The 21581-nt window shown below is 40.3% G+C and carries 16 protein-coding genes; 3 read left to right on the top strand and 13 right to left on the bottom strand.

Going from position 1 to position 21581, the window contains the following annotated elements; all coding sequences use genetic code 11:
- Positions 1-61: 61 nt before the first annotated feature.
- Entirely contained in the window at positions 62-2251 is a 2190-nt protein-coding gene (locus J2Y67_RS18200; RefSeq protein WP_310176266.1) for an alpha-galactosidase, read from the bottom strand.
- 209 nt (positions 2252-2460) lie between these two features.
- On the opposite strand from J2Y67_RS18200, the gene J2Y67_RS18205 reads away from it, so the two are divergent.
- Positions 2461-2967 carry a DinB family protein gene (locus J2Y67_RS18205; protein ID WP_310176268.1) on the top strand — a complete coding sequence of 169 codons (507 nt, stop codon included), beginning with the start codon at positions 2461-2463 and terminating at the stop codon, positions 2965-2967.
- Positions 2968-3574: 607 nt separating this feature from the next.
- On the opposite strand, the gene J2Y67_RS18210 is transcribed toward J2Y67_RS18205, so the two are convergent.
- Both J2Y67_RS18210 and J2Y67_RS18215 read right to left on the bottom strand, forming a co-directional pair.
- A complete protein-coding gene (locus J2Y67_RS18210) occupies positions 3575-4990 on the bottom strand; it encodes an amino acid permease (protein ID WP_310176270.1) in 1416 nt (471 codons plus the stop codon).
- A 27-nt stretch (positions 4991-5017) separates the two neighbouring features.
- Positions 5018-5872, bottom strand: a complete 855-nt coding sequence (locus J2Y67_RS18215; protein WP_310176291.1) for a dimethylarginine dimethylaminohydrolase family protein — start codon at positions 5870-5872, stop codon at positions 5018-5020.
- A gap of 194 nt (positions 5873-6066) precedes the next feature.
- Between J2Y67_RS18215 and J2Y67_RS18220 the strand changes: the two genes are divergently transcribed.
- Positions 6067-6804 carry an IclR family transcriptional regulator gene (locus J2Y67_RS18220; protein WP_310176272.1) on the top strand — a complete coding sequence of 246 codons (738 nt, stop codon included), beginning with the start codon at positions 6067-6069 and terminating at the stop codon, positions 6802-6804.
- 106 nt (positions 6805-6910) lie between these two features.
- On the opposite strand, the gene ilvB is transcribed toward J2Y67_RS18220, so the two are convergent.
- From ilvB to J2Y67_RS18235, 3 genes are all read right to left on the bottom strand, one after another.
- Complete coding sequence (gene ilvB, locus J2Y67_RS18225) at positions 6911-8581, bottom strand: biosynthetic-type acetolactate synthase large subunit (RefSeq protein ID WP_310176274.1); 1671 nt, start codon at positions 8579-8581, stop codon at positions 6911-6913.
- Between the two features lie 162 nt (positions 8582-8743).
- Positions 8744-9286 (bottom strand): GDYXXLXY domain-containing protein, encoded by a 543-nt coding sequence (locus tag J2Y67_RS18230; protein WP_310176276.1) that lies wholly within the window; start codon positions 9284-9286, stop codon positions 8744-8746.
- Positions 9279-10355, bottom strand: a complete 1077-nt coding sequence (locus tag J2Y67_RS18235) for a DUF2157 domain-containing protein (RefSeq protein ID WP_310176278.1) — start codon at positions 10353-10355, stop codon at positions 9279-9281. Before J2Y67_RS18235 ends, J2Y67_RS18230 begins: the two co-directional genes overlap by 8 nt.
- Before the next feature lie 216 nt (positions 10356-10571).
- On the opposite strand from J2Y67_RS18235, the gene J2Y67_RS18240 reads away from it, so the two are divergent.
- Positions 10572-11102 carry a ribonuclease H-like YkuK family protein gene (locus J2Y67_RS18240; RefSeq protein ID WP_310176280.1) on the top strand — a complete coding sequence of 177 codons (531 nt, stop codon included), beginning with the start codon at positions 10572-10574 and terminating at the stop codon, positions 11100-11102.
- A 132-nt stretch (positions 11103-11234) separates the two neighbouring features.
- On the opposite strand, the gene J2Y67_RS18245 is transcribed toward J2Y67_RS18240, so the two are convergent.
- The 7 genes from J2Y67_RS18245 to J2Y67_RS18275 form a co-directional block, all read right to left on the bottom strand.
- A complete protein-coding gene (locus J2Y67_RS18245) occupies positions 11235-12695 on the bottom strand; it encodes a PAS domain-containing sensor histidine kinase (protein WP_310176281.1) in 1461 nt (486 codons plus the stop codon).
- Between the two features lie 232 nt (positions 12696-12927).
- Positions 12928-15246: an Ig-like domain-containing protein gene (locus tag J2Y67_RS18250; RefSeq protein ID WP_310176282.1), complete on the bottom strand. Its 2319-nt coding sequence runs from the start codon at positions 15244-15246 to the stop codon at positions 12928-12930.
- A gap of 165 nt (positions 15247-15411) precedes the next feature.
- Positions 15412-15912 carry a hypothetical protein gene (locus J2Y67_RS18255; protein WP_310176283.1) on the bottom strand — a complete coding sequence of 167 codons (501 nt, stop codon included), beginning with the start codon at positions 15910-15912 and terminating at the stop codon, positions 15412-15414.
- Positions 15913-16218: 306 nt separating this feature from the next.
- Positions 16219-17739 (bottom strand): acetyl-CoA hydrolase/transferase family protein, encoded by a 1521-nt coding sequence (locus tag J2Y67_RS18260; protein WP_310176284.1) that lies wholly within the window; start codon positions 17737-17739, stop codon positions 16219-16221.
- A gap of 119 nt (positions 17740-17858) precedes the next feature.
- Positions 17859-18503, bottom strand: a complete 645-nt coding sequence (locus tag J2Y67_RS18265) for a LytTR family DNA-binding domain-containing protein (protein WP_310176285.1) — start codon at positions 18501-18503, stop codon at positions 17859-17861.
- A gap of 93 nt (positions 18504-18596) precedes the next feature.
- On the bottom strand, positions 18597-20906 hold the full coding sequence (locus tag J2Y67_RS18270) for an EAL domain-containing protein (RefSeq protein WP_310176287.1): 2310 nt from the start codon (positions 20904-20906) through the stop codon (positions 18597-18599).
- Between the two features lie 202 nt (positions 20907-21108).
- Positions 21109-21581, bottom strand: a 473-nt coding sequence (locus J2Y67_RS18275) for a hypothetical protein (RefSeq protein WP_310176288.1), incomplete at its 5' end; no start/stop codon positions are given.

A 21581-nucleotide genomic window follows, 5' to 3' on the forward strand; every position in this document is an offset into this window, starting at 1 on the left:
GGCTTTTTTGGAACTAATCAAACGTTTAGTTAAATTTTGGGGGCACATTAGAGGAAAGGGATCACTGTAGTGCTTCTAAGTAGTATAAATAAGATGAGAAATCATTTTTAATCAGCGGCAGGTTTAGCCCCATCTGCATAAGTTCGCTGCCAAAATAATCTTTGCCCCCATTGTTGATTCTGTATATTTTTTCATTATCCAATCCACGCAATTTCAAGCGCAGGAAGGGCGGGTTTGGGGAAGCCATTGTTTTAAAATAAAACAAGACTGCCTTTCCCTTATCCTCTGACACATACATCCAGGCTGAATCCATGCCAGCAAAAGGGCTCATCAGCCGGTAAAGGTCCCCAAAACAAACGATCTCTTTGATTTTGTGATACTGTTTGATCTGCTCGGCAACCAATTTTTTATCATCGCCGCTCAGTTTATCAATATTTAATTCAAAGCCCAAATTCCCCGTCATCGCCACGTGGCATCTCATTACCAGAGGTGTCGTTCTGCCCACTTGATGGTTCGGAACATCTGAAACATGGGAACCCATCACGACTGCGGGATAGACTATGCTTGTTCCATATTGGATTTTTAAACGTACGGCGGCATCGGTATTATCACTTGTCCATGTTTGCGGCATATAATAGAGCATTCCCGGGTCAAATCGGCCGCCGCCCCCGGAACAACTCTCAAATAATATATCCGGAAAACGTTCAGTCAGTTTATCTACTATTCGATAAAGACCCAGCATATAGCGGTGAGCGGTTTCCCTTTGCCTTTCGGGCGGCAGTGCTGCAGACCCCACCTCCGTCATATTGCGATTCATATCCCATTTAACATAAGAGATTTGAGCACTTTGGAAAACTTCAGTAAAGGTATTGATTAGATAATCGCACACCTCCTCCCTGCTTAAATCCAGCACTAACTGATTTCTCGACGGGGTCCGGTTCCTGCCAGGTACATGCAGGCACCAATCCGGATGCTTTCGATACAGGTCACTATCGGGTGAAACCATTTCCGGCTCTACCCATAATCCAAACTTCATCCCCTTTTTACGGATATATTCCGATAAGCCTTCCAGCCCATTAGGAAGCTTTTTCTTATCAACTACCCAATCTCCGAGCGAGCTTTTTGCATTTTCGCGTTTGCCAAACCAACCGTCATCCAAAACAAACAGTTCAATTCCTAATGCTTTTCCTGCATCAGCAATCTCTTTTAATTTTCTTTCATTAAAATTGAAATAAGTAGCCTCCCAATTATTGATTAAGATTGGCCTTGTTATATCACGATAAACACCACGGCAAACTCTTTTTCTCAAAAACTTATGAAAGGTTCGCGACATCCCGCCAAGACCTTCACTTGAATAAACCATAAGCACCTCAGGAGCTTGAAAAAATCCCCCCGGCTTCAGCAGCCATGAAAAATCAAAGGGATTGATGCCCATGGAAAGCCTTGCCGTTTCAAACGGGTCCACATCGATGGAGGCTTGAAAATTCCCGCTGTAAATGAGGCTGACACCATAAACATCTCCGTGCTCCTCATCTGCACTTTTTGAAAGCAATGCTACAAACGGATTATGCTGGTGGCTACTCGCCCCTCTTGCCGACGAAATCATTTGTGTCCCTTGGTGCAGCGGCTCTCGCTCGATATGTCGCTCCCGCCCCCATGTTCCGTGGAGGTGCAGCCAATCCCAATCAGCATGATGAAAATCGACTGACATACTCATACATTTTAGAATTTGTACGTCTTGGGAACCAAGATGCTCAAAGGCAACCGACCTCGTGATGACTTCGAAATCCTGATAAATTGTGTATTGGAGATGGAGCCCAATCCCAAGCTTGGAATCAACCAACGTGATTACTAGGGTTTCAGCTTCAGATTCATCCTCTACATAGGAAGCAGGCAATCCTTCTATAGGACGCTTTCCTTGAAAAATTTCATGAGAGTCATAGACTAATTCTGTAATCGTGGAACCATCAGCGGTTTGGAGCTGATAGCCTGGTGTGCGGAAGTCCCCATTCCCAAACGTCGGATATTCCTGCGGCAGAGTGTCTAGTGAAAATTGTGGATGATCCGGCTCTGTAGACGGGGAAAATGCTCTTCCCTTAAAAGTGAGAATGGCTGAAGCCTGATTTGTTTGCACCCGCCTCCCCCAGTACAGATGGGCAGGATACTTTCCATAAACAATCTGGATTAGGTAGCTGACCTTACTATTATATAAATGAAAGATTCCATCTTTTTCATTCCACTCAATTGGCATAACCTTTTCCCCCTAAAACACGTCCTACTTCATCATATTCCCGTGATTGGAATCAATGTTTTATATTTCTAGTTAGACATCCACCCCACGCGGACAAAATTAAGTATTTGTCCACGGGCGGTGCCTGTCACTTTGTTTGTACTGTAAAGGATATTTTTTTGAGACACTGAATATATAAAGGAGAAGTTATTTTTGAAAGGGGATAGGCTATGAACACTTTAAATGAAAACTTGGCAGTAACTAGGAATCATTTGGTTGATGAAATTAAATCACTTACCAATGAGGAATTTAATCATAAGCCAGGCAAAGACAAATGGAGTGTTGCTGAGGTATGCCATCATCTTGTTTTGCTGGAGGGACGAACAGCTAAGCTTATCCAGCATTTAGTAAAGCAGCCGGAAATTACAAAGACTGAATTAAAGCCAATCCAACTTGCCACCGACCGCTCTACAAAGTATAGTGCTCCTGAAATCGTGCAGCCCAGCGGAGAGCCATTTGAAGTTCAACAGATGCTGGAAATGTTAAACGATGCTAGAAATAAGCTTCTTAAGGTTTTGGATAGCCTTGAGAATCAAAGCATTTTAGCGGAAAGATCGGCAACTCACCCTGCCTTTGGAGAACTGCCATTATCTCAATGGGTGGAACTAATTTATCTTCATGAACAACGGCATATTGAGCAAATAAAGGAGATTAAGCAGCTTGTTAGCAGATATTAAATTTCTCTATAAAAAAAGATGCACTCACTTAAGTGCATCTTTTTTTATACAACCGTTCTTTAATTTTACAAAGACCCCCTCTTTTTGATCAATTAAATATAAAGTATCTAAATTTGCCATATTCCCCTCCAACATTTTATATAAATACCCAATGAAATAGTTCAATTTTTCAAACCGGAATCCCTTTTATTTCAAAAAAATAACCCCTTCGCTTCGGTGGAGGTCAGAGGCTATTATATTCTTAGTTTAGAAAAATATAATTATTTATGACGGCACATCTTACAGACTTTGATTGTTACGTTTTCCACTGTTTTGTGTGGATATAATAACTTAATTCTCGTTCTGCCACACAACGGGCAAGTCCCGCGCCCTCTTGAAGGCAGATAGCTAATCGTTTTCCCCCGATTCCTCTTCGCCATTTCCATCATCCTATTCACTAAATCTTGTTTCTTTATTAAATGATGGACCGGCACAAAGATTGATAGGCAGATAACCTTTTTTAATTGAATAAACCAAAAATTAGGGACACACGTAAATTAACTCATGTCCTCTCCACGCGGACAAAATTGAAAATTTGTCCACGAATGGCGCCTGTCACTTTGCTTAATCAACCGCTTATTTTGGTATCTGCCTTGGCTGTCTTTTTATCTTTAAAATAGTACCCAAGATAGCAGATAAGTAAGAAACCTATCCCTACTAGTAAGCCTACTAACTGGGTGGGATCAAAGGCCAAGAAGATTAAGATTGAAACGCAAAAGACGATACAAATAATTGGAATTAACGGATAGAAAGGAACCTTGTATTGTAAATCCTCCAATTTTCCGCCTTCCTGTAAATATTTACGCCGGAACATCAATTGGGAGAGAGCAATTCCAATCCAGGAAATTGTTACAGAGATGCCGGCAATTGACATTAATAACACAAACACGGTATCAGCAGCAAGAACGCTTGTTAACAAAGACAAAAGTGAAAAAATCATCGTAAACACAAGTGCGGTAAAAGGAACTTTGCGCTTTGAAAGTTTGCCAAAGTACTTCGGTGCCATTCCATCCCCTGCCATTGCCCACAGCAAACGGGTCGAAGCATAAATACACGAGTTCCCAACAGATAAAATAGCGGTTAAGATAATGAAGTTCATAATATCTGGTGCGAATGGAATCCCCGCCAACTCCATTAGCGTTACAAACGGACTTTCTAACAATCCCAATTCCTTCGTTGGGAAAATCGCTGATAAAATAACAATCGAAGCAAGATAAAAAACAATAATTCTAAAAAGGACATTTCGAATAGCACGAGGGATATTCTTTTGGGGCTCTTCACTTTCTCCTGCCGCTATTCCAATCAACTCTGATCCCTGATAGGAAAAGATGACGTTCATCATTGTTGTAAAGAGAATGACAAATCCAGTCGGGAACAAACCAGATGGAGCAAAATTTTTCGCAAACGGTGCCGGACGGTCTGATAAGGGAATAATTCCAAAGATTGCTCCCAGCCCAATAATAATAAAGAAAATGACCGCTACCACCTTAATCCCGGCAAACCAATATTCTGCTTCGGCAAAGCCTTTTGTCGTCAATGCATTAAGTAAAAATAATAAAGCAATAAAAATGGCACACCAAATCCAAACCGATATATCCGGAAACCATCGTTTCATTAGAATTCCGGCTGCGGTAAATTCCACTCCGGCGGTTGTTGCCGAACCGATAAAATACATCCATCCAAGCGAAAAACCGGCTGAAGGATTGATAAATTTAGTTGCATAAGTTTGGAAGGATCCAGTAACAGGCATGTAGACGGCGAGTTCACCAAGACAAACCATGACCAAATAAAGAATAATTCCGCCAAATAAATAACCGATTAACGAACCGCCCACGCCTGCTTGATGAATCGTATACCCTGCATTTAAAAATAATCCTGTTCCGATGACTCCCCCGAGCGACAGCATAAATAAATGCCTACGCTTCATGGAACGATTTAACTGATTATGGTGATTTTGTTGATTTTGCTGAGCCCCTTGTTCCATCACTTCCCACACCCTTCGTTAAATGTATTATGAACGGACAACAGGACATGTAAGACATGTCGGACCGCCAGTTCCCAGGTAAGAAATTTCATTTCCTTCGTACTCATATACCGTTGCCCCAGCATCAAGTAATTGCTGCTTCGTGGAAGGGTTTTCAGAGACAATCATACAAACACGCGGTGCCAGAGCAAGAATATTACATCCAAGGCGGAGATATTCATCATCTGGAACCTCAATTAATAGAATGCCGCGATCAATCAGCATCTGCCGTAAAAATACAGGCATTAATCTTGAATAAACAACAGCTAAATCCTCATCAACTAAGCTAATAAAGGACATAAGATGGAGACATTCATCCTCGCCTTGATCATGCGGAAGCTGCACGACAACAAATTCATCCACTAAATCCTTTGTGATTTCTTTTAGCTGCCGGATCGCCTCATCATTCGTACGATAACCGCGGCCGACAAGTAGTGTTCGGTCATCGAGCCAGACAATATCCCCGCCGTCACAAACCGCATCTCCGGTAAGTTCTCCGATAATCGGAATACCTTTTTCCTGCAAAAATTGCTTATAGGCTTCAGCTTCAGGTTGACGCAATTTTTTTCCTGATTTTAAAATAATTGCCCCATTTTGGGTGAATTTAACAGGATCATGGGCATAAAGCGAATCTAACCCAACACTATCTGAAGCAGGCAAAAAATCAATTTGTTCTACATGCTGCTGTAAAATGGAAAGAAATTTCTCATATTCATGCTGAGCTTTTACAAAGTCGGGCTCCTCGATATAGTTAAAGTGTTTCCATTCCTTTCTTAAATGTTCTTGGTTAAGAAACGCATCCTTTGGATGTTTCACAATGACATGGTCGAGTTTTTTATGCATGGATTGACTGTATGACAATATTACCCCTCCTTTTTTCCGTATAGCGGAAATGTTTTCCTTATAGAGGAAAACTTATAAATAAAATATTATGATAGATGAATCTACTTGTCAATATATTGTGAATTTACTAAATAATTTTGTTTTTAAACTTTTCCCGCTATAGTAGATAATAGAAAGGAATAGGAGTTGAGCATATGCAAACAATTGACCGCGCCATGCAAGTTGCGGCCGTCCTCGCAGGAAATGAAGCAAAAAAATGGTATTCGATTACCGATTTATCAAAGGAATGTAATTTGCCTGTAAGTACGATGCATCGAATTTTACAATCCATGAAAAAACATGGGCTGATTCAACAGGACCCCGATTTAAAGCTCTATTCTTTAGGGAATAAGTGGTTAGAATATGGTTTGCAAATGTATGATACTTTTGATTTCGTCGGACAGATCCGCCCAGAAATGGAAAAATTAATGCTAGAAGTAGAAGAGAGTGTGTATTTTAGTAAACCGATTGGACAAGAATCGTTAATTGTTGAGAGAATTGACTGCCAGCAAAACCCGATTCGCATTTATGACCAATTAGGAATACGAATTCCGCTGAATGTCGGGGCTGCCAATAAAGTGATGCTAGCGAACATGCCAACATCCGAGGCAGTGAAAATCGTGGAAGTTCTAGTTCCGGAGGAGAAGCAGGAAGCTTTTATTGAGACTTTACATGAGGTACGTGCAAAGGGATTTGGAGAGAGCCACGGTGAGAAAACTCCGGGAACCTCCTCTGTTGCCGCACCGATTTTTAATCAATTAAATGAACTGATGGGCGCCATCAGCATCGGGTACGTCTCCTTTAATATATCAGAAGAAAGACAAACTATTTTAAAGGAAAAGGTAGTCGAATACGGAATTCGCATTTCCTCCAAATTAGGCTACAGATTTTAAGGCAGAAGCCGATTCTTAGGCTTCTGCCTTTTCATTTCACACAGCCTCTATTGGGTCGTCCATCCTACACGGACAAAATTGATCTTTTGTCCATGGACGATACCTGTCACTCCAGGATGGTTTGGTGGTTGCTGTGGTTCGGCGGTACCATCGGATAAACATTTTCCTCTTCGACTACATCAAATTCGATTAAGGCAGGACCACTGTGTTGAAAAGCCTCTGCTATTGCCCGCTCGGCTTCCTCCTCGGTACGGGCCTTATATCCGGGAACGCCATAAGCCTCTGCCAGTTTTGCAAAACTAGGGGAACCAATTTTTACGGAAGAATAGCGTCCATGGTAAAAGAGCTCCTGCCACTGCCGAACCATGCCAAGATATCCATTATTAAGAATGGCAATCTTGATTGGAAGCTGGTACTTTACAGCGGTAATCAACTCTTGCAAATTCATTTGAAAGCTGCCGTCACCAGATACACAAAGGACAGGCTTTCCTGGACATGCTGCAGCTGCACCAATCGCCGCCGGCAGGCCATACCCCATTGTTCCTAAACCACCAGATGTTATCAGTGTTCTAGGGGTGGAAAAAGCATAATGATGTGCTGTCCAAATTTGATGCTGACCCACGTCGGTTACGACGATGGTTTCATTTGCTGAATATTCATGTAACCTCTTTATCACCGTCTGCGGACTAAGAATGCTATTTGACTTATCAAAACGCGGCACTGTCCGCTTCCACCCGATTACTTCATTTGTCCAACTTTCTATATTCCTTAAAATTTGCTGACAATTTAATTTCTCATTTAGCTCACACAAAAATTCTTTTGCATCACTGACAATCGGTAAATCCACGGGAATGATTTTGTTGATTTCTGCCGGATCCACATCGACATGGATTTTTTTTGATTTTGGCGAAAAGCCGCTGATTTTCCCTGTTACCCGGTCACTAAAGCGAACTCCGATACTAATAAGTAAATCACATTGGTGAACAGCCTTATTCGCGGCAAATGTCCCGTGCATCCCAAGCATTCCCAGGTACAGCGGATCTGCAGCCTCCATCGCGCCAATTCCCATGAGAGAGCTAACGACCGGTATTCGTGCCTGCCGAACAATTTCTCTTAAATAATTGGCCGCTCCTGAAGAAATCACACCGCCTCCTATAAAAAGAACAGGTTTCCTAGCATCTTCAATCAATTCTACGACCGAGTCAATCGATTTTTCCATCTGACCCTTCCTTATTTGACTTCTAGAGCGAGGGTAATGGAGGATTCCTTGTTGAATATTCGCTGAAGTTTCCACCACATACTCGATTAAAACAGGACCAGGTCTTCCATCACTTGCTATGGTTAAGGCGTTTCGCAGCGCCTCAGATAAACGGTCCCAATCATTCAGTTTAAAAGAGTACTTTGTAATCGGCATCGTGATTCCCAAAACATCCAACTCTTGAAATGCTTCCTTCATTTGCGGTTTGGCTACCAGCGGACCCGTAATCATGACTAGGGGTACTGAATCGCTAAAGGCTGTCGCAATTCCTGTAATTGCATTCGTTACCCCGGCAGCGCTTGACAGAAGGACGACACCTGGTTTTCCTGTCGCACGGGCAAAACCATCGGCCGCGTGAACGGCAGCCTGTTCGTGATTGAATTGAACATAACGAATGTTTGATTGATCAATGCCTGGAAGTAGCCCACGATCATCACAACCAAAAAGACAATCTACTCCTAAAAGATTTAAAGACTCCAATAATCCTATTTTTTCTGTAACCTCTTTTTGAAAAAACATACCTTCACCTGATTTCTAATTTTCTAATATTTTAAATCATCAGAAATCAAATGTATGTGAAATAAATCATGCCTTACCTATTATTTTGGGAATCTATCTAAAAGCAAGGAAGAAATTTCCCCACACATGTCCACGAACGGTTCTCTTGATAAACGATGCCCTTTACTTGCTTTTTTTAATTCCGGTTAGGATGGCGTAGCCGTTTTTGACTTTGACCTTGGCTAGGATTTTCCCTTTAGTTGAGGCTGCTTCCCAGTCCGTTCCGGTATTATCCTCGACGAAATATTTATCCAGACTGTATTGGATGAAGGCAACTTCTTTTTGGTCTCGGTTATCCCCGATGTAGTCCAAGGTTCCCTTAAGATACAGGGTTCCCGCTTCCGGTTTTACAAGGGAGACCTTTACCGGAGTGTCGATTCCATTCTTTTTTACCAGGGTTACGTACACCTTGATTTCACCGCGTCCATCTTTTAGCTCATCCAGTACTTCCGCTTCCACCAATTCCTTCGGGACCTCCTCCGCTTCATACCGAAGGGTCACATAGTCACCCCGAAACAAATCCGATGGGTCGACTGGTATGGTCTGAAGAATGATTTCTTTCCCGGTCATCAAGGTATAGAGAGGAGTAAAACACATCCCCAGGAGAATGACTATCGGTACTAGGGACGCAAAAACCAACTGTTTTCCCCGTGTCTGTTTATTCATGGACTCTTCCCCCTTTCTTCCTCTGCTTTTCAAAATAAAAACCAAAAGTGAGCAGGAGAAGGCCGCCTATGATGAACACAAGCGATTTCGGCAGAAAATCAAACGACAAATCGATATAAAAACGGAAAATCAATCCGCAAAGAATCACAATGCTAAACAAACTGCCCCGATTCACTAAATACAGGACAAAAATCAAGTAAAGAATCGAGAACGGAATATACACCCAATCAATCGAAGAAGGCCAGACATTCTCAAATGAAAGCATCAAAGCGGCAATCCCATGAATGAGATGTCCCAAGAAAACATAGACATCTCTAATTCTTGCTCTCCTAAGAATAAGGGCGATACCGAGAACCAAATAGATTAGACCGTACAGATATAACGACTCGTCATCTCCGCCAATAAAAAAGGTAATAACAGTGCTGATAAAAACAAGCTGCTGCAGACCATTAACAAACCCCACTGCCCTCGAAAAACCAATTTTTTCATTCAAGACATAAATAGATGCTATTAACAGAATCGTCCAAATCGGGATACGATCTCCCTGAAGGAATGGTTCATCCATCATATAAATAAGAGTAAATAAAGCAGAAACAAAGAGAATCCATTTGTCCCTCAGCACCCAGGCTAAGGGCAAAATACCAATTGACCACCATAAAAAAGCCCCCTGAAAACTTCCGCCAAAATGGAACATTTGTCCGATTAGGAATATCCCCGCTCCGAAAACCATCACCCCAAGATAATAAAAGCTTCTTGCGGTTTTGGGTAAACTTTTTTCCATTTTGTATCCGGCAAAAATGCATCCAAGATATAAACAGAGAATAAACAGAAACTTAACTGTTTTTCCGATTTCACTCCAATTGCTCGCGATAAAACTAAGAATTCCCACCCCTATCAGAATGGATCCGACATACAAGAGCGTTTGTGTAAAAGATAGCTTTTCCTCCACTCTATACAACTCTTGAATTTCTTTAGCCTTCCCTCTTGGTATTGTCTCTGAATCTTCTAAATACTGAAGTTCCCGTTTCAAAAATTCAAACTCATTCCGTTTCACTTTCCGCTTGGTCACTATTCCCGCTCCTTTCTGTTGAAAAATATCTTCTTTCTAAATTTATACTAACAATTATTTGGTTTTAAAGTTAAATTTTTCCGACAAATTTGTTTTCTCAATAAAAATTCTTACGTATTCTAGATGAATCTCGGTTGCACGTCATAAAAACTTTTTCCATAAGATAGAAATAAAAGCAGTTTGTTCTGCTGAAAAAGGAAGATGTGGTGCTTCCAGATGAGTAAAAATCAAGATTATTTATTTCAAAACCTTCAAGAACAAAATATGACGTTTGAGCACGTCTTTAGCCAAATAGTTTCTTTTATGAAATCTGACCCTTTGGGGAACTACCGGTTAATGGTCGGAACAGACTCACAGGTTCATCGATCTTATACGGTTTTTATTACAGGTATCGTCGTTCAAAATGAAGGGAACGGAGTGTGGGCCTGTATTCGAAAGGTGGTGATTCCTCGAAAAATGCTACACCTGCATGAACGGATTTCCCTTGAATTATCCCTGACAGAGGAAATCGTCTCCATGTTTACAGAGGGGCGAAAAAACGAGCTCATCAATATTATTCTTCCGTACCTTTATCAAGGGGCAACCTTTGTCATGGAAGGGCATATTGATATCGGGGCCGGAAAACGGAATAAAACCAGTGCATTTGTAAAAGAAATGGTAACCAGAATGGAATCAATGGGGGTCGAGCCAAAAATCAAACCGGATGCATTCGTCGCCTCTAGCTATGCAAACCGTTACACAAAATAAAAGCCTGACACCAGGACGTAACAAAAACGCCCTGAGAGTCAGGCAATTTGGCTAAAAAACAGAACTTTCCACCCCATACGGGCATAATCATCCATTTGTCCACGGGAGGTGCCTGTCACTATTTATGCCACTTTATAAGCAGTCGAGTTCTATGGTGACGGTTGTGCCGACACCGATTTGGCTTTCTATTTTCATCATTCCACGATGCTCTTGAATGATTTTATTGCTAACGGTTAATCCCAGTCCAATTCCTTTATCCTTTGTGGTGTAAAAGGGGGTTCCAAGATAGTTCAATCGTTCCTGTTCAATCCCGACACCTTCGTCCGCAAAGCTAATTATGACTCGATTACATTCCACTTTTTCTACCTTAATATGAACGGTCCCACCTTTTGGCATAGCCTCTATTGCATTTTTTAAAAAGTTAACAAATACTTGTTTAAGCTGATGCGGGCTGCAAATAATCTTAACGTTATCAGTTGGAAAGTTTAATTTGATTTCTACTCCATGCAAAAGGGCCTGTGGATGCAGGATGTTAATGGTGCTGTCCAATATAAAAATTAACTGTTCTCGTTCAAAATGGATTGCTTGGGGCTTTGCAAGAGACATAAATTCATTGGCAATCATATCGATCCGGTCTAATTCATTCATAATAATCGACAAATATTGATCTTGCTTTTCTTTCATTGCCGTAGTTTTCAAAAGCTTGGAGAATCCCTTTAAAGATGTTAGGGGATTTCGAATTTCATGAGCAACCCCTGCTGCTAATTGCCCGATGATAGAGAGTCTGTCCAAATTCCGAAAGGCAGCATCATTGTTCACTCTCTCGGTTATATCCCTTCCCACCGTGACATAAGATTCAACTTCCTTTTTTTCATTAAAAATTGGACTAATATTGGTTTCTGAATGAATGATCTCGTTGGTACTTGTCTTCATTTTCACTTGAAAAACTTGGGATTCCCCTGTTTCCTCTATCTTTTGAAACATCTTTTTGAAATCTTCCATTTCCTCAGGCACGACTAAATCAAATATATTGCTGCCCACTAATTGATCAGGGGTATATCCAATTCTTTGTTTATGTGATGGAGAAGCATAAAGAATATCATAATTCTTTGAATATACTTTAATCATATCGGCTGTATTTTCCGTAATTAATTTATACAATTCACGTGTTCGTTTTAACTCTTTTTCCATTAAAACCATATGTGTGATGTCATGATAAATCGCAATAATAGCGATAATTTCACCATTCGAATTTCGAAAAGGTGAATAGGTAACGGAGATGTCGAGGGCGGTTCCATCTTTATGAAAACATTGAGTAATCATATTCGTAAATGATTTCCCCTGTTTTACTTCTTCAATAATTTCCTTCACTAAATCGGAATGGGGAAATTCATCAAACCTTCTTCCAATAACATCTTCCTCTGTATAACCGAAAATCTGTGTATACACAGGGTTTATGCGAATGAATCGATATTCCATATCGATGATCGCAAATCCGTCTGCTGTACAATTGAGAAACAAATCAATTAATTCATCAGGATTATATACTACCGATTCATTTCCATTACTAAAAATCGGGATACTCATCGACATAGAAATCTCTCCCACCGCTTCAAATATTCTCTCTATCCATTTTACTGAATTTTACGATAAAGAAAAGAACTTTTTTCGCAATAATTTCCAACAATTATTGTGAAAACCCGAGCATAGTGACAGGCACCGGTCGTGGACAAAACACATATCTTGTCCATACGACACGGACACTATCACTAACGCAATCCGAAAACCGCTCGGATTAAAGAAATCCGGGCGGTTTCATTTAAGTCTAGCGTTTTTTTACTGTTACTTTTTTCGATTTACCACTATTCCCAGAACGATCCTTGGCGTAAATATATAAAACCTTCCCTGCTTTTTGTTTGAGGATTTTAACAGAAAACTTTCCAGATTTGCTTACCTTTGCCGAACCTATTTTCTTACCGCTTCGTTTTACGTAAACAGTAGAATAGGGCTCAGCTTTTCCGGTAACTTTCGTTGTGCGAGAGGTAATCTTATCGACTTTAGGAACTCCAGGTGCGGTTTTATCCACAACTTTTACCGAAGTAGCCTTACTTTCGTATTTCGCTTTATCCCTAGCCGTGACCGTAAGAATCGTACCGGCCTTTTGTGCCTTAATCGGAATGGAGAAATTCCCAGTTGAATTTGAATAGGCTGACCCTAAAACTGTTTTTCCCTTTTTAACCGTTACCTTTGAACCCGCCTCCGCTCTTCCCTTTACAAAGATATCCTTATCGCTGACTGAATACACAGTTGGCTTTCCAGGTGGAGTTGTATCCCGGGGCGGGGCAGCCCCATCCTGTACAATAGTGTAGGTCACATCCGGTCCTTTGCTAGCTGGAATAGCAAAATCTCCCTCAATTTGTTTTACTATGGCCCCTCCCCCCCTTAAATTACCTGGGGAGCCATTGTATAATTTAGGCTGGAGCTGATTAAATTCCGGGACGCCTTTAAATCCATACACTCCTGTCTTTTGCTTTAATAACAGCGCTCCTCGGAAATTCGTCATAAATTTACCGAAGGTCAGTGATGGATTAACATATTTTTTCACCACATCTTCAACTGCTTTATAGTTATTATTTTTATCCAGCAAAATTTCTTTAAAGATGCTATCTCCTTTGTTGGTCTGGAGCTTTATATACTGGCTCATTAAATAAGATAATGCGTAGTTCGCCAAAACATCGCCATTTTGATCCCAATAGAGCAAAGAATGACCACTAGCGGTTGAAGCTGTAGCATTATAATAGGCAATCCTATCGGTTAATACTTTAACAGAATAAATCTGTTCCGCCGCCATTGACAAACCTTCGTTTAACCATACATCCATTGGGGCTGTGCCTTTTTCAATGAAGACTGATTGGTTAAAATTCACCATATGCTGAAATTCGTGAGCCAGTGTTCCGTAGGCCTTGGTTACATCTTTCACTGTACCGGTTCCCATTGCTGGATACGTATCAATATAAAAAATTTCGGATTTATTAGAATTGGTGCTATCAAATAAATCGCCGGCATAAAAATAACCACCTACATATCCCCCGCTGCCGTTAAACCCATCCTGAATATCGTAACAAAGAATATTAACCTTACCGTCCCGGTCCACATCTGATTCCGATGCAAAATTACTCGTTACCGATTTATATATTCTATTATCAAACTCAGTCCCCAATTTCTGCGCATCCTGTGAGGTAATGAAGTTATTATAAACCCAGACATTTGCTTTTGTTCCGCTGTAGGTCAATTTTGCATTAATTTGGTAGGGTGTATTCGTGGTGATATTGGTTACCCAAAAGTTCCTAGTGTCTCCGATGTTATAAGCCAAGTGTGGCAATAATGAACTTCTTTTTATTCTTTTATCCCGACTTTTAACAAGATTAAAAGGTTTATTGTAATCTATTCGGTACGCACTATTCTCCAGTTTTTTACTATAAGCATAGCGCTGATTATTGATTTTAAATGCACCTGTATACTCTGTTTGATTTGCCACTACGGACTCGTTGCTGATAATCGCATACTTTTTCGGTCCGGAATTTGGCGGCGGTGAAATAGTAAAGGGGTTCGATGCTTTGAATTGAATAGCATCCGTATAGTTTGGATCGTCTTCATCCGCAGATATGCCCAATCTTACATAGATGTATGGTTTATCCTTATAAAGAGATTTATCTAAATGAATAGACATCAATCCGCTGTCCCTTCCATACGTATCAAATTCCACAGTCCCTAAAAATTCTAACTCGTTATTGATTTCTTTATAAAATTCAAGTGTGGCAATCCGATCTTTATCATATAATTCATCTGATTCATAGATTAGTTGAAAATCCATTTGTGTTGAAGAATAATCAGCTATCTTATTAAATGTTATGTACTGATAGCCATAAGAATCTTTTAATACACCCGCAGATTCCCCTGGTTTTTTTAGTGGGTAATCAGCCGGATTTGTCGATAGTTCCTTTTTAGCTTCGCTTCCTATTTTAAGATTTTGAGAAAATACTTCTTTTTCTTGACCTTCCGCTCGGGCATTCCCTTGAAATGTTATCGATGACAATAACAAAAACACCATTACAAAACTGATAATCTTCCTAAAACCATTCATTATCTTCCTCCTATTTCCAAATTAACCTCGCTTTGGAAATTATAGAGGAAGAGGACAGATTCTGTTGTCGAATTAGGTCAAAAGTATTATTATTTTTTCTATAATTAAGAAATGTGTACTAATACAAAAAAACAAACACTGACTAAGGCATCAGTGCTGGTTATTTTAAATCCAAATAAAAATATGAACTAAAAAGACCACCAAAAAGATCATAGCTGACGTAAGGTGGAATTTCCGCCGAAATCCGGAAGACTTCTTATGACGCAAAAAGCCGGCAAACAATGTCACGGAAAGCACTAAAATGGCAAGATAACCGCTTAATAGCTTTACGTGAGTAAAACCAATCACTGGCCCCACCTTACTTAAATTAATCAGGGCATGGGCCAGAATAAGAATGGTGGCGGAGACCCCTATTTTTATATGCCACTTCATGAAAGCCCTTGAAAATTTAGCCAGGCGAATCTTCACTTTTCGCTGCGACGTATTCCGAATCACAAGAAAAATAAAATACATATTCACATTCACTATGAAAAGAATCACAGCAATCTGTGCTAATAATTGAGCCAAAACCACACTAGAACTATCATGAGGGCTGACGATCCAAATATATATAATCAAAATAATGACTAGCACAGTATTAGCAATCAGCCAAAGCCGATGATACAAGATAATCCCCTTCTTCCAAACTGGATTCGCATGCAAACTGCAAAAAAATTAGGGGCTGACACTCAAATGCATTACTCGGTAACACACTTGAATATCAATCCCCTATTATTATAAAGCTTCTTCTACCTCATTTGCCATTTCTTTTACAGATTTTAAACCTCCGCCGCTAAACTATTTTGTCCTTCTCCTTTAGCCCCAAAAACACCTGGATACAACTATCCAGGCGCTACATTTTTATAACGTCAAACCATCCGTCCCAAGATCCCCATCCCCGTTAACGACAGTTGACATCCCTTTTCATCATAATTAAACCGTTTCGGCAACCTTCTGCTGCTGCAGCATTGTCCCGTTCGCTGCCAAGTTGGTGTGCCATGAAAGTGCCTTTTCCAATACGTGTGGGGTCTGACCTCCCCGAACAAGAGCCTCACGATAATATTCCCGAAGCTGCTCGCGATACATCGGATGTGCACAGCGCTCGATAATCAGTTCCACCCGCTGCCGTGGAGCTAATCCGCGCAAATCTGCATATCCCTGTTCCGTCACAATCACATCAACATCATGCTCCGTATGGTCAACGTGCGAAACAAATGGAACAATACTGGAAATTCGACCACCCTTGGCAATCGATTTTGTAACAAAAATGGCCAGGCGGGCATTCCGAGCAAAATCACCGGATCCGCCAATTCCGTTCATCATTTTCGTTCCTAATACATGAGTAGAATTTACATTCCCGTAAATATCCAATTCCAATGCAGTGTTAATCGAAATCAATCCAAGGCGTCGGATGATTTCCGGATGATTAGAAATCTCCTGCGGCCGCATTATCAATCGATCCCGGTACCTGTCAAAGTTTGCAAAAACCTCTTTCATTTTTGCATCCGAAAGCGTAATCGAACAGCAGGATGCAAACTGAACCTTTCCTGCATCCATTAAATCAAAAACGGCATCCTGCAGTACTTCCGAATAGACCTCTAAATCATGAAACTCGGAATCAAGCATTCCATGAAGAACCGCATTGGCAATCGAACCAATTCCCGATTGCAACGGGGCAAGTCGTTCCGTCAGCCTGCCTGCGGCAATCTCCTTCCGCAGAAATCCCATTAAATGCTGGGCCATAACTTTCGTTTCCTCATCCGGCTGAACGATTGTAGACGGAGAGTCCAGCTGATTGGTAAAGACAATCCCCTTAACCTTTTCAAGATCAACCGGTATTCCAATTGTTCCAATCCGATCTTCCACTTTTCTCAGAGGAATCGGGTCCCGTTCCCCTTGTTTACCAGGTTCATATAAATCATGCAGTCCCTCTAGATTCACCTGATGGGCCAAATTGATTTCAATAATAATGGACTTAGCATTCACCGCGAACGATAATGAGTTCCCAATTGAAGTCGTTGGAACCACCATTCCATCTTCCGTAATTGAGAACGCTTCCAAAATAGCGACGTCAATAGGATCCATTACATTTGCCCGAACCAATTCAGCTGTATGTGACAAATGCTGATCGACAAACAAAATCTCACCGTTGTTAATTTTGCTTCTCATGGTAGGATCCGCTTGAAACGGCAGCCGTTTTCCTAAAATCCCCGCTTCGGCAAAAAGCTTATCCACATCAGAGCCTAAAGATGCTCCTGTATACACATTCACCTTAAAGGATTCCTTTTCCGCCCGTTTCACTAACGCAAACGGAACCGCTTTCACGTCACCTGCACGTGTAAATCCACTTAAACCCAATGTCATTCCATCTTGAATCCACGATGCTGCTTCCTCCGGTGTTACGACCCGGTCCCATAGTTTTGAATCACGAATCCGTTCAAACCGCTTATCCATATCCCATCCAACCCCCTTACCTAATATTTTACAGATAAGGTTTATCATCTGGGGGTTTTAGGAATTAGTTACGGAAAATTCAGATAAAACAGCAATTTCAAAGGATAAAACAGAATTTTTTAAAATCCAAGCAATCGGCGGAAATAACTGGAATATGATTGACTCACCGGCACTTGATCGCCATTATCCATCGAAAGAACAAAAGTGGAATGGGTATCAGGATAAATCGCTTTAATATGATTGACATTCACAATAAACGAGCGGTGACACCTGATAAAATAATCCTTGGGCAGCAGGAACTCAAATTCCTGAAGGGAGTACTTATGGGTGCCACGATGTTCATTTCCACAAACATACGTCTTTTTATACTTGGCTTCCAAGTAGATCACCTGAGAAAATGGAATCGGAATCCAGCCATCCTCCGTTTTAATCGTTACAACCAATTTCCCGCTTGTTAACGTTGGAAAAATAGCTGTGACACATCCTTCCAGCTTTCCATCATGAAAAAAGGGAACTGCCATCCCATGATATGGAATACCAAATATGTCTCGGTCAATAAATTCAGAAATCTTTTGTTTCGTCTGAAGTGCTTTGTGGGCAATTGTCCCTTCTTTTAACAGATCCCCAGGCCTAATCTTCAAATCTACCCGTTTACTTGGCCGATAATAGATATATTCCGTTTTATTGGATACCGCAATGGAGATTTCATCAGAAAATAACTCACTGATTACATCTAGAAGGGAAACAACGGTAATGCTTTCCATAATCCGGCCCCTCTCGCATAAAATTTCCCAACGCACGATCTTTCGCAGGCGTTGGGCACATTGTGACATTCACTAAAATCTTCTACATTACTATTATAGTATACTTTTCAACCTAAGAAACTCCTTTTCCAGCTCAGTACTCGGTAATGGACGGCTGAAATAAAAACCTTGCAATTTTGTTCGAATAAGGGCGGTTATATAATGAATCTGTTCCTCTTTTTCAATTCCCTCGACAATGACCTCTAAATCCAGCCCCTTTATAATTTCAAAAATTCCTGTTAAAAGAATCGTATCAAAAGGCTGAACCGGTACATTTTTAATAAAATTACGGTCAATTTTGATTACATCAATCGGCAATTCCTTTAAATATAATAACGAAGAAGTCCCTACTCCAAAGTCATCTAACGCGATTTTAACATTCCGCTTTTTCAGTTCCTTCGTATATTGAAGTATTTCCTCAAGATAATGGTTGATATCACTTTCAGTTATTTCTATTTGCAGCATGGAGGGTGGGAATCCGTAATCCTTCATAACCTGATCTAGCTTTTCGATAAAGCTGTGGTCTTTCATCTGTGATTTAGAAATATTAACAGACAATGTCAATTGACTCCATCCAGCCTGATACCACTTGCTGACTTGTTGTACTGCCTTATCTAGTACCCACAACCCAATCGCTGGCATTAACCCCGTTTCTTCGGCAATCGGAATAAACTTACCTGGAGGAATCATTCCTTTATCAGGGTGATTCCAGCGTAAAAGTGCTTCAACCCCGACAATGCTTTTATCGACTCCGCAAACAATAATTTGATAATGTAATTCCAATTGATTTTTTTGCAGCGCAAATTTTAGATCATTTTCAAGTTCCAGTAAATTTTTATAACTGCTGTCTTCCGCAAGGTCCTGGAAAAAGAAATATTGATTCTTCCCTTTTCTTTTTGCCTCGTACATAGCAATATCCGCACCTTGTAATAATTGTTCCATCGTTTTGCCATCATGCAGATACAAACTAATCCCGATACTGGCAGTAACCACCGTTTTGAATGGCGGCAGTTGATATTCCTGCCCTACCTTTAATAGAATTTCTTCTGAAAGGTTTTCCAGTTCGGCGATTCTCTCATATTTTAGTAAAATAACAAATTCATCACCGCCAAAACGAGCAATTACTCCATTTTTATCATTAATGATTGGAAGTACCCTTGCACAAACACTTTTAAGCAGGGCATCGCCAACTTTATGTCCCAATGAGTCGTTTACTCGCTTAAAGCCATCTAGGTCTAAAAATAAAACGGCCATTTTACTTTGATTTTGCTGCAAACGATTGGTAAACTCTTGAAACAGAAAATATCGGTTTGGCAGCAAGGTCAGCTGATCGTAATAGGCAAGATTAATAACCTCGCTATGCTTTTCTTCAAGTGATGACAGCATTTGATTAATCGAATGCTGCAAATCCGTTAATTCGTCCTTTGGGCCAGTACTTATGCTAATTCTCGATTTGATATCTTTTTTATTTTGGATTGAAAATAACTGTGAAGACAATTCCCGAACGCGAGATAGGATATATTTATTAAGAAGGAAAATCGTCAGCACGATAAAGAATAGACTCGTAACGATTAAATAGAAAGTCAATTCTTTTACATTAGCCTGCTTCTGTAAATAAAAATTCCGCTTATTGATTAGACTTATTTCATAGGCCTTCTTTTTATCATGATTTTGCAAAAACATGGAACCTTCCATTTCTGTTTCACTAATAGGTTTGACAACATCCTGTAATGAATAATGCCGCTGGTCGAATTGACGTAATGAAAGTGAAAGCTGGAGTTCCTCCCCTATTTCTGAAATCGAGCCGTTATTTATCATTCTTCCCATGATTAGGGTCCCAGCAGACGGTCCTTGACCATTCGACCGATACACGGGCTGTATGGAAGTCATCGTTAACCCAAGGTTTGTTGTAATAAACAGGGAACTCCTACCATTATAAGCAGCTTCTATAAAGGGTAAATACACCTTATAAAAATCACTCTTTAATGAAAGCGGCTGGTGTTTTTTAAAATCGTATGCCTTCTGGAAAATTATCTGGTTTTGGTTATTGATATACAACATGAAATTGATTTCATTATTTTCAAACGTACTATTTTGAAGGCTTGCTTTTGGGAAAGCCGGATTTTCGTTCATTAAAAATAAATAGCTATCATCCCAGACAGCCCAATCCCGATTCGTTCTATTCAAATTATCCATATTAGATTTCAGATAATTTTGAACTCTATCAAGATCTTTTAACGTATTGTTTTGATCTAATTCAATTGAATCTTCAAGTAAAAAGGGGCGAATAAAGATGAAAAGAAGAGTGAGAAAAAGCAACATCGTAATTCCTACAACCAAGAGCGTTTTTACTTTAAGTTTCATCAATCTTTTCCTTTCCCATTGTTTAAAGGCATTAAGTAGTTTACTAAGGAATGATTTTTCGTAGAGTGTACATAAAGAATACCCTTTCTCCTACTGCAAACGTGTCGAAAATTATAGAACTATGTATTCTTATTAGTTTGATTGTATCATCATCTTCGATAAATTTTTATTGTAAATTTCTTCGAAAAACCATTTTGAATTATTATTGAACCAAGTTTATAAACATGCTAGTTTGGTGTTTGACGTGCGGAGTTCTAACTAGCGTTTGACTTAGTCCAATTGGCGTAAAGCGTTCCTCAATTGGCGTAAAGCATACCTCAATTGGCGTAAAGCGTTCCTCAATTGGCGTTAAGCGTACCTCAATTGGCGTTAAGCGTTCCTCAATTGGCGTAATGCGTACCTCAATTGGCGTTAAGCTGGTTTCTACTGGTGTAATCTGTACCCCAATTAGCGTACAGCTAGTACTAAAAAGAGAAGCTGGGTTCGATACCATGCTTCCCTTTTTCTCCATTAAATCACGTAAATAGTTCCGCTCCGTTTTCAATGCCATTAATCGATTCTCCGTTACTTTTTGCATTAAGTTGGCAATAGGTAAGCGTTTGATGTAATCTCCGGCTTTTCCCCTGCTCCGCACGGAACGTGATAGTTTCCCATCATTCCGCGTTCCATCTAACT

The organism is Neobacillus niacini, from assembly GCF_031456445.1.
Classification (GTDB): Bacteria; Bacillota; Bacilli; order Bacillales; family Cytobacillaceae; genus Neobacillus; species Neobacillus niacini_I.

What these genes read in the sequence shown, in the direction of transcription:
- J2Y67_RS18200 (WP_310176266.1), bottom strand. Translation starts at nt 2,251, where the DNA reads ATGCCAATTGAGTGGAATGAAAAAGATGGAATCTTTCATTTATATAAT.
- J2Y67_RS18205 (WP_310176268.1), top strand. Translation starts at nt 2,461, where the DNA reads ATGAACACTTTAAATGAAAACTTGGCAGTAACTAGGAATCATTTGGTT.
- J2Y67_RS18210 (WP_310176270.1), bottom strand. Translation starts at nt 4,990, where the DNA reads ATGGAACAAGGGGCTCAGCAAAATCAACAAAATCACCATAATCAGTTA.
- J2Y67_RS18215 (WP_310176291.1), bottom strand. Translation starts at nt 5,872, where the DNA reads ATGCATAAAAAACTCGACCATGTCATTGTGAAACATCCAAAGGATGCG.
- J2Y67_RS18220 (WP_310176272.1), top strand. Translation starts at nt 6,067, where the DNA reads ATGCAAACAATTGACCGCGCCATGCAAGTTGCGGCCGTCCTCGCAGGA.
- ilvB (WP_310176274.1), bottom strand. Translation starts at nt 8,581, where the DNA reads ATGTTTTTTCAAAAAGAGGTTACAGAAAAAATAGGATTATTGGAGTCT.
- J2Y67_RS18230 (WP_310176276.1), bottom strand. Translation starts at nt 9,286, where the DNA reads ATGAATAAACAGACACGGGGAAAACAGTTGGTTTTTGCGTCCCTAGTA.
- J2Y67_RS18240 (WP_310176280.1), top strand. Translation starts at nt 10,572, where the DNA reads ATGAGTAAAAATCAAGATTATTTATTTCAAAACCTTCAAGAACAAAAT.
- J2Y67_RS18245 (WP_310176281.1), bottom strand. Translation starts at nt 12,695, where the DNA reads ATGTCGATGAGTATCCCGATTTTTAGTAATGGAAATGAATCGGTAGTA.
- J2Y67_RS18250 (WP_310176282.1), bottom strand. Translation starts at nt 15,246, where the DNA reads ATGAATGGTTTTAGGAAGATTATCAGTTTTGTAATGGTGTTTTTGTTA.
- J2Y67_RS18260 (WP_310176284.1), bottom strand. Translation starts at nt 17,739, where the DNA reads ATGGATAAGCGGTTTGAACGGATTCGTGATTCAAAACTATGGGACCGG.
- J2Y67_RS18265 (WP_310176285.1), bottom strand. Translation starts at nt 18,503, where the DNA reads ATGGAAAGCATTACCGTTGTTTCCCTTCTAGATGTAATCAGTGAGTTA.
- J2Y67_RS18270 (WP_310176287.1), bottom strand. Translation starts at nt 20,906, where the DNA reads ATGAAACTTAAAGTAAAAACGCTCTTGGTTGTAGGAATTACGATGTTG.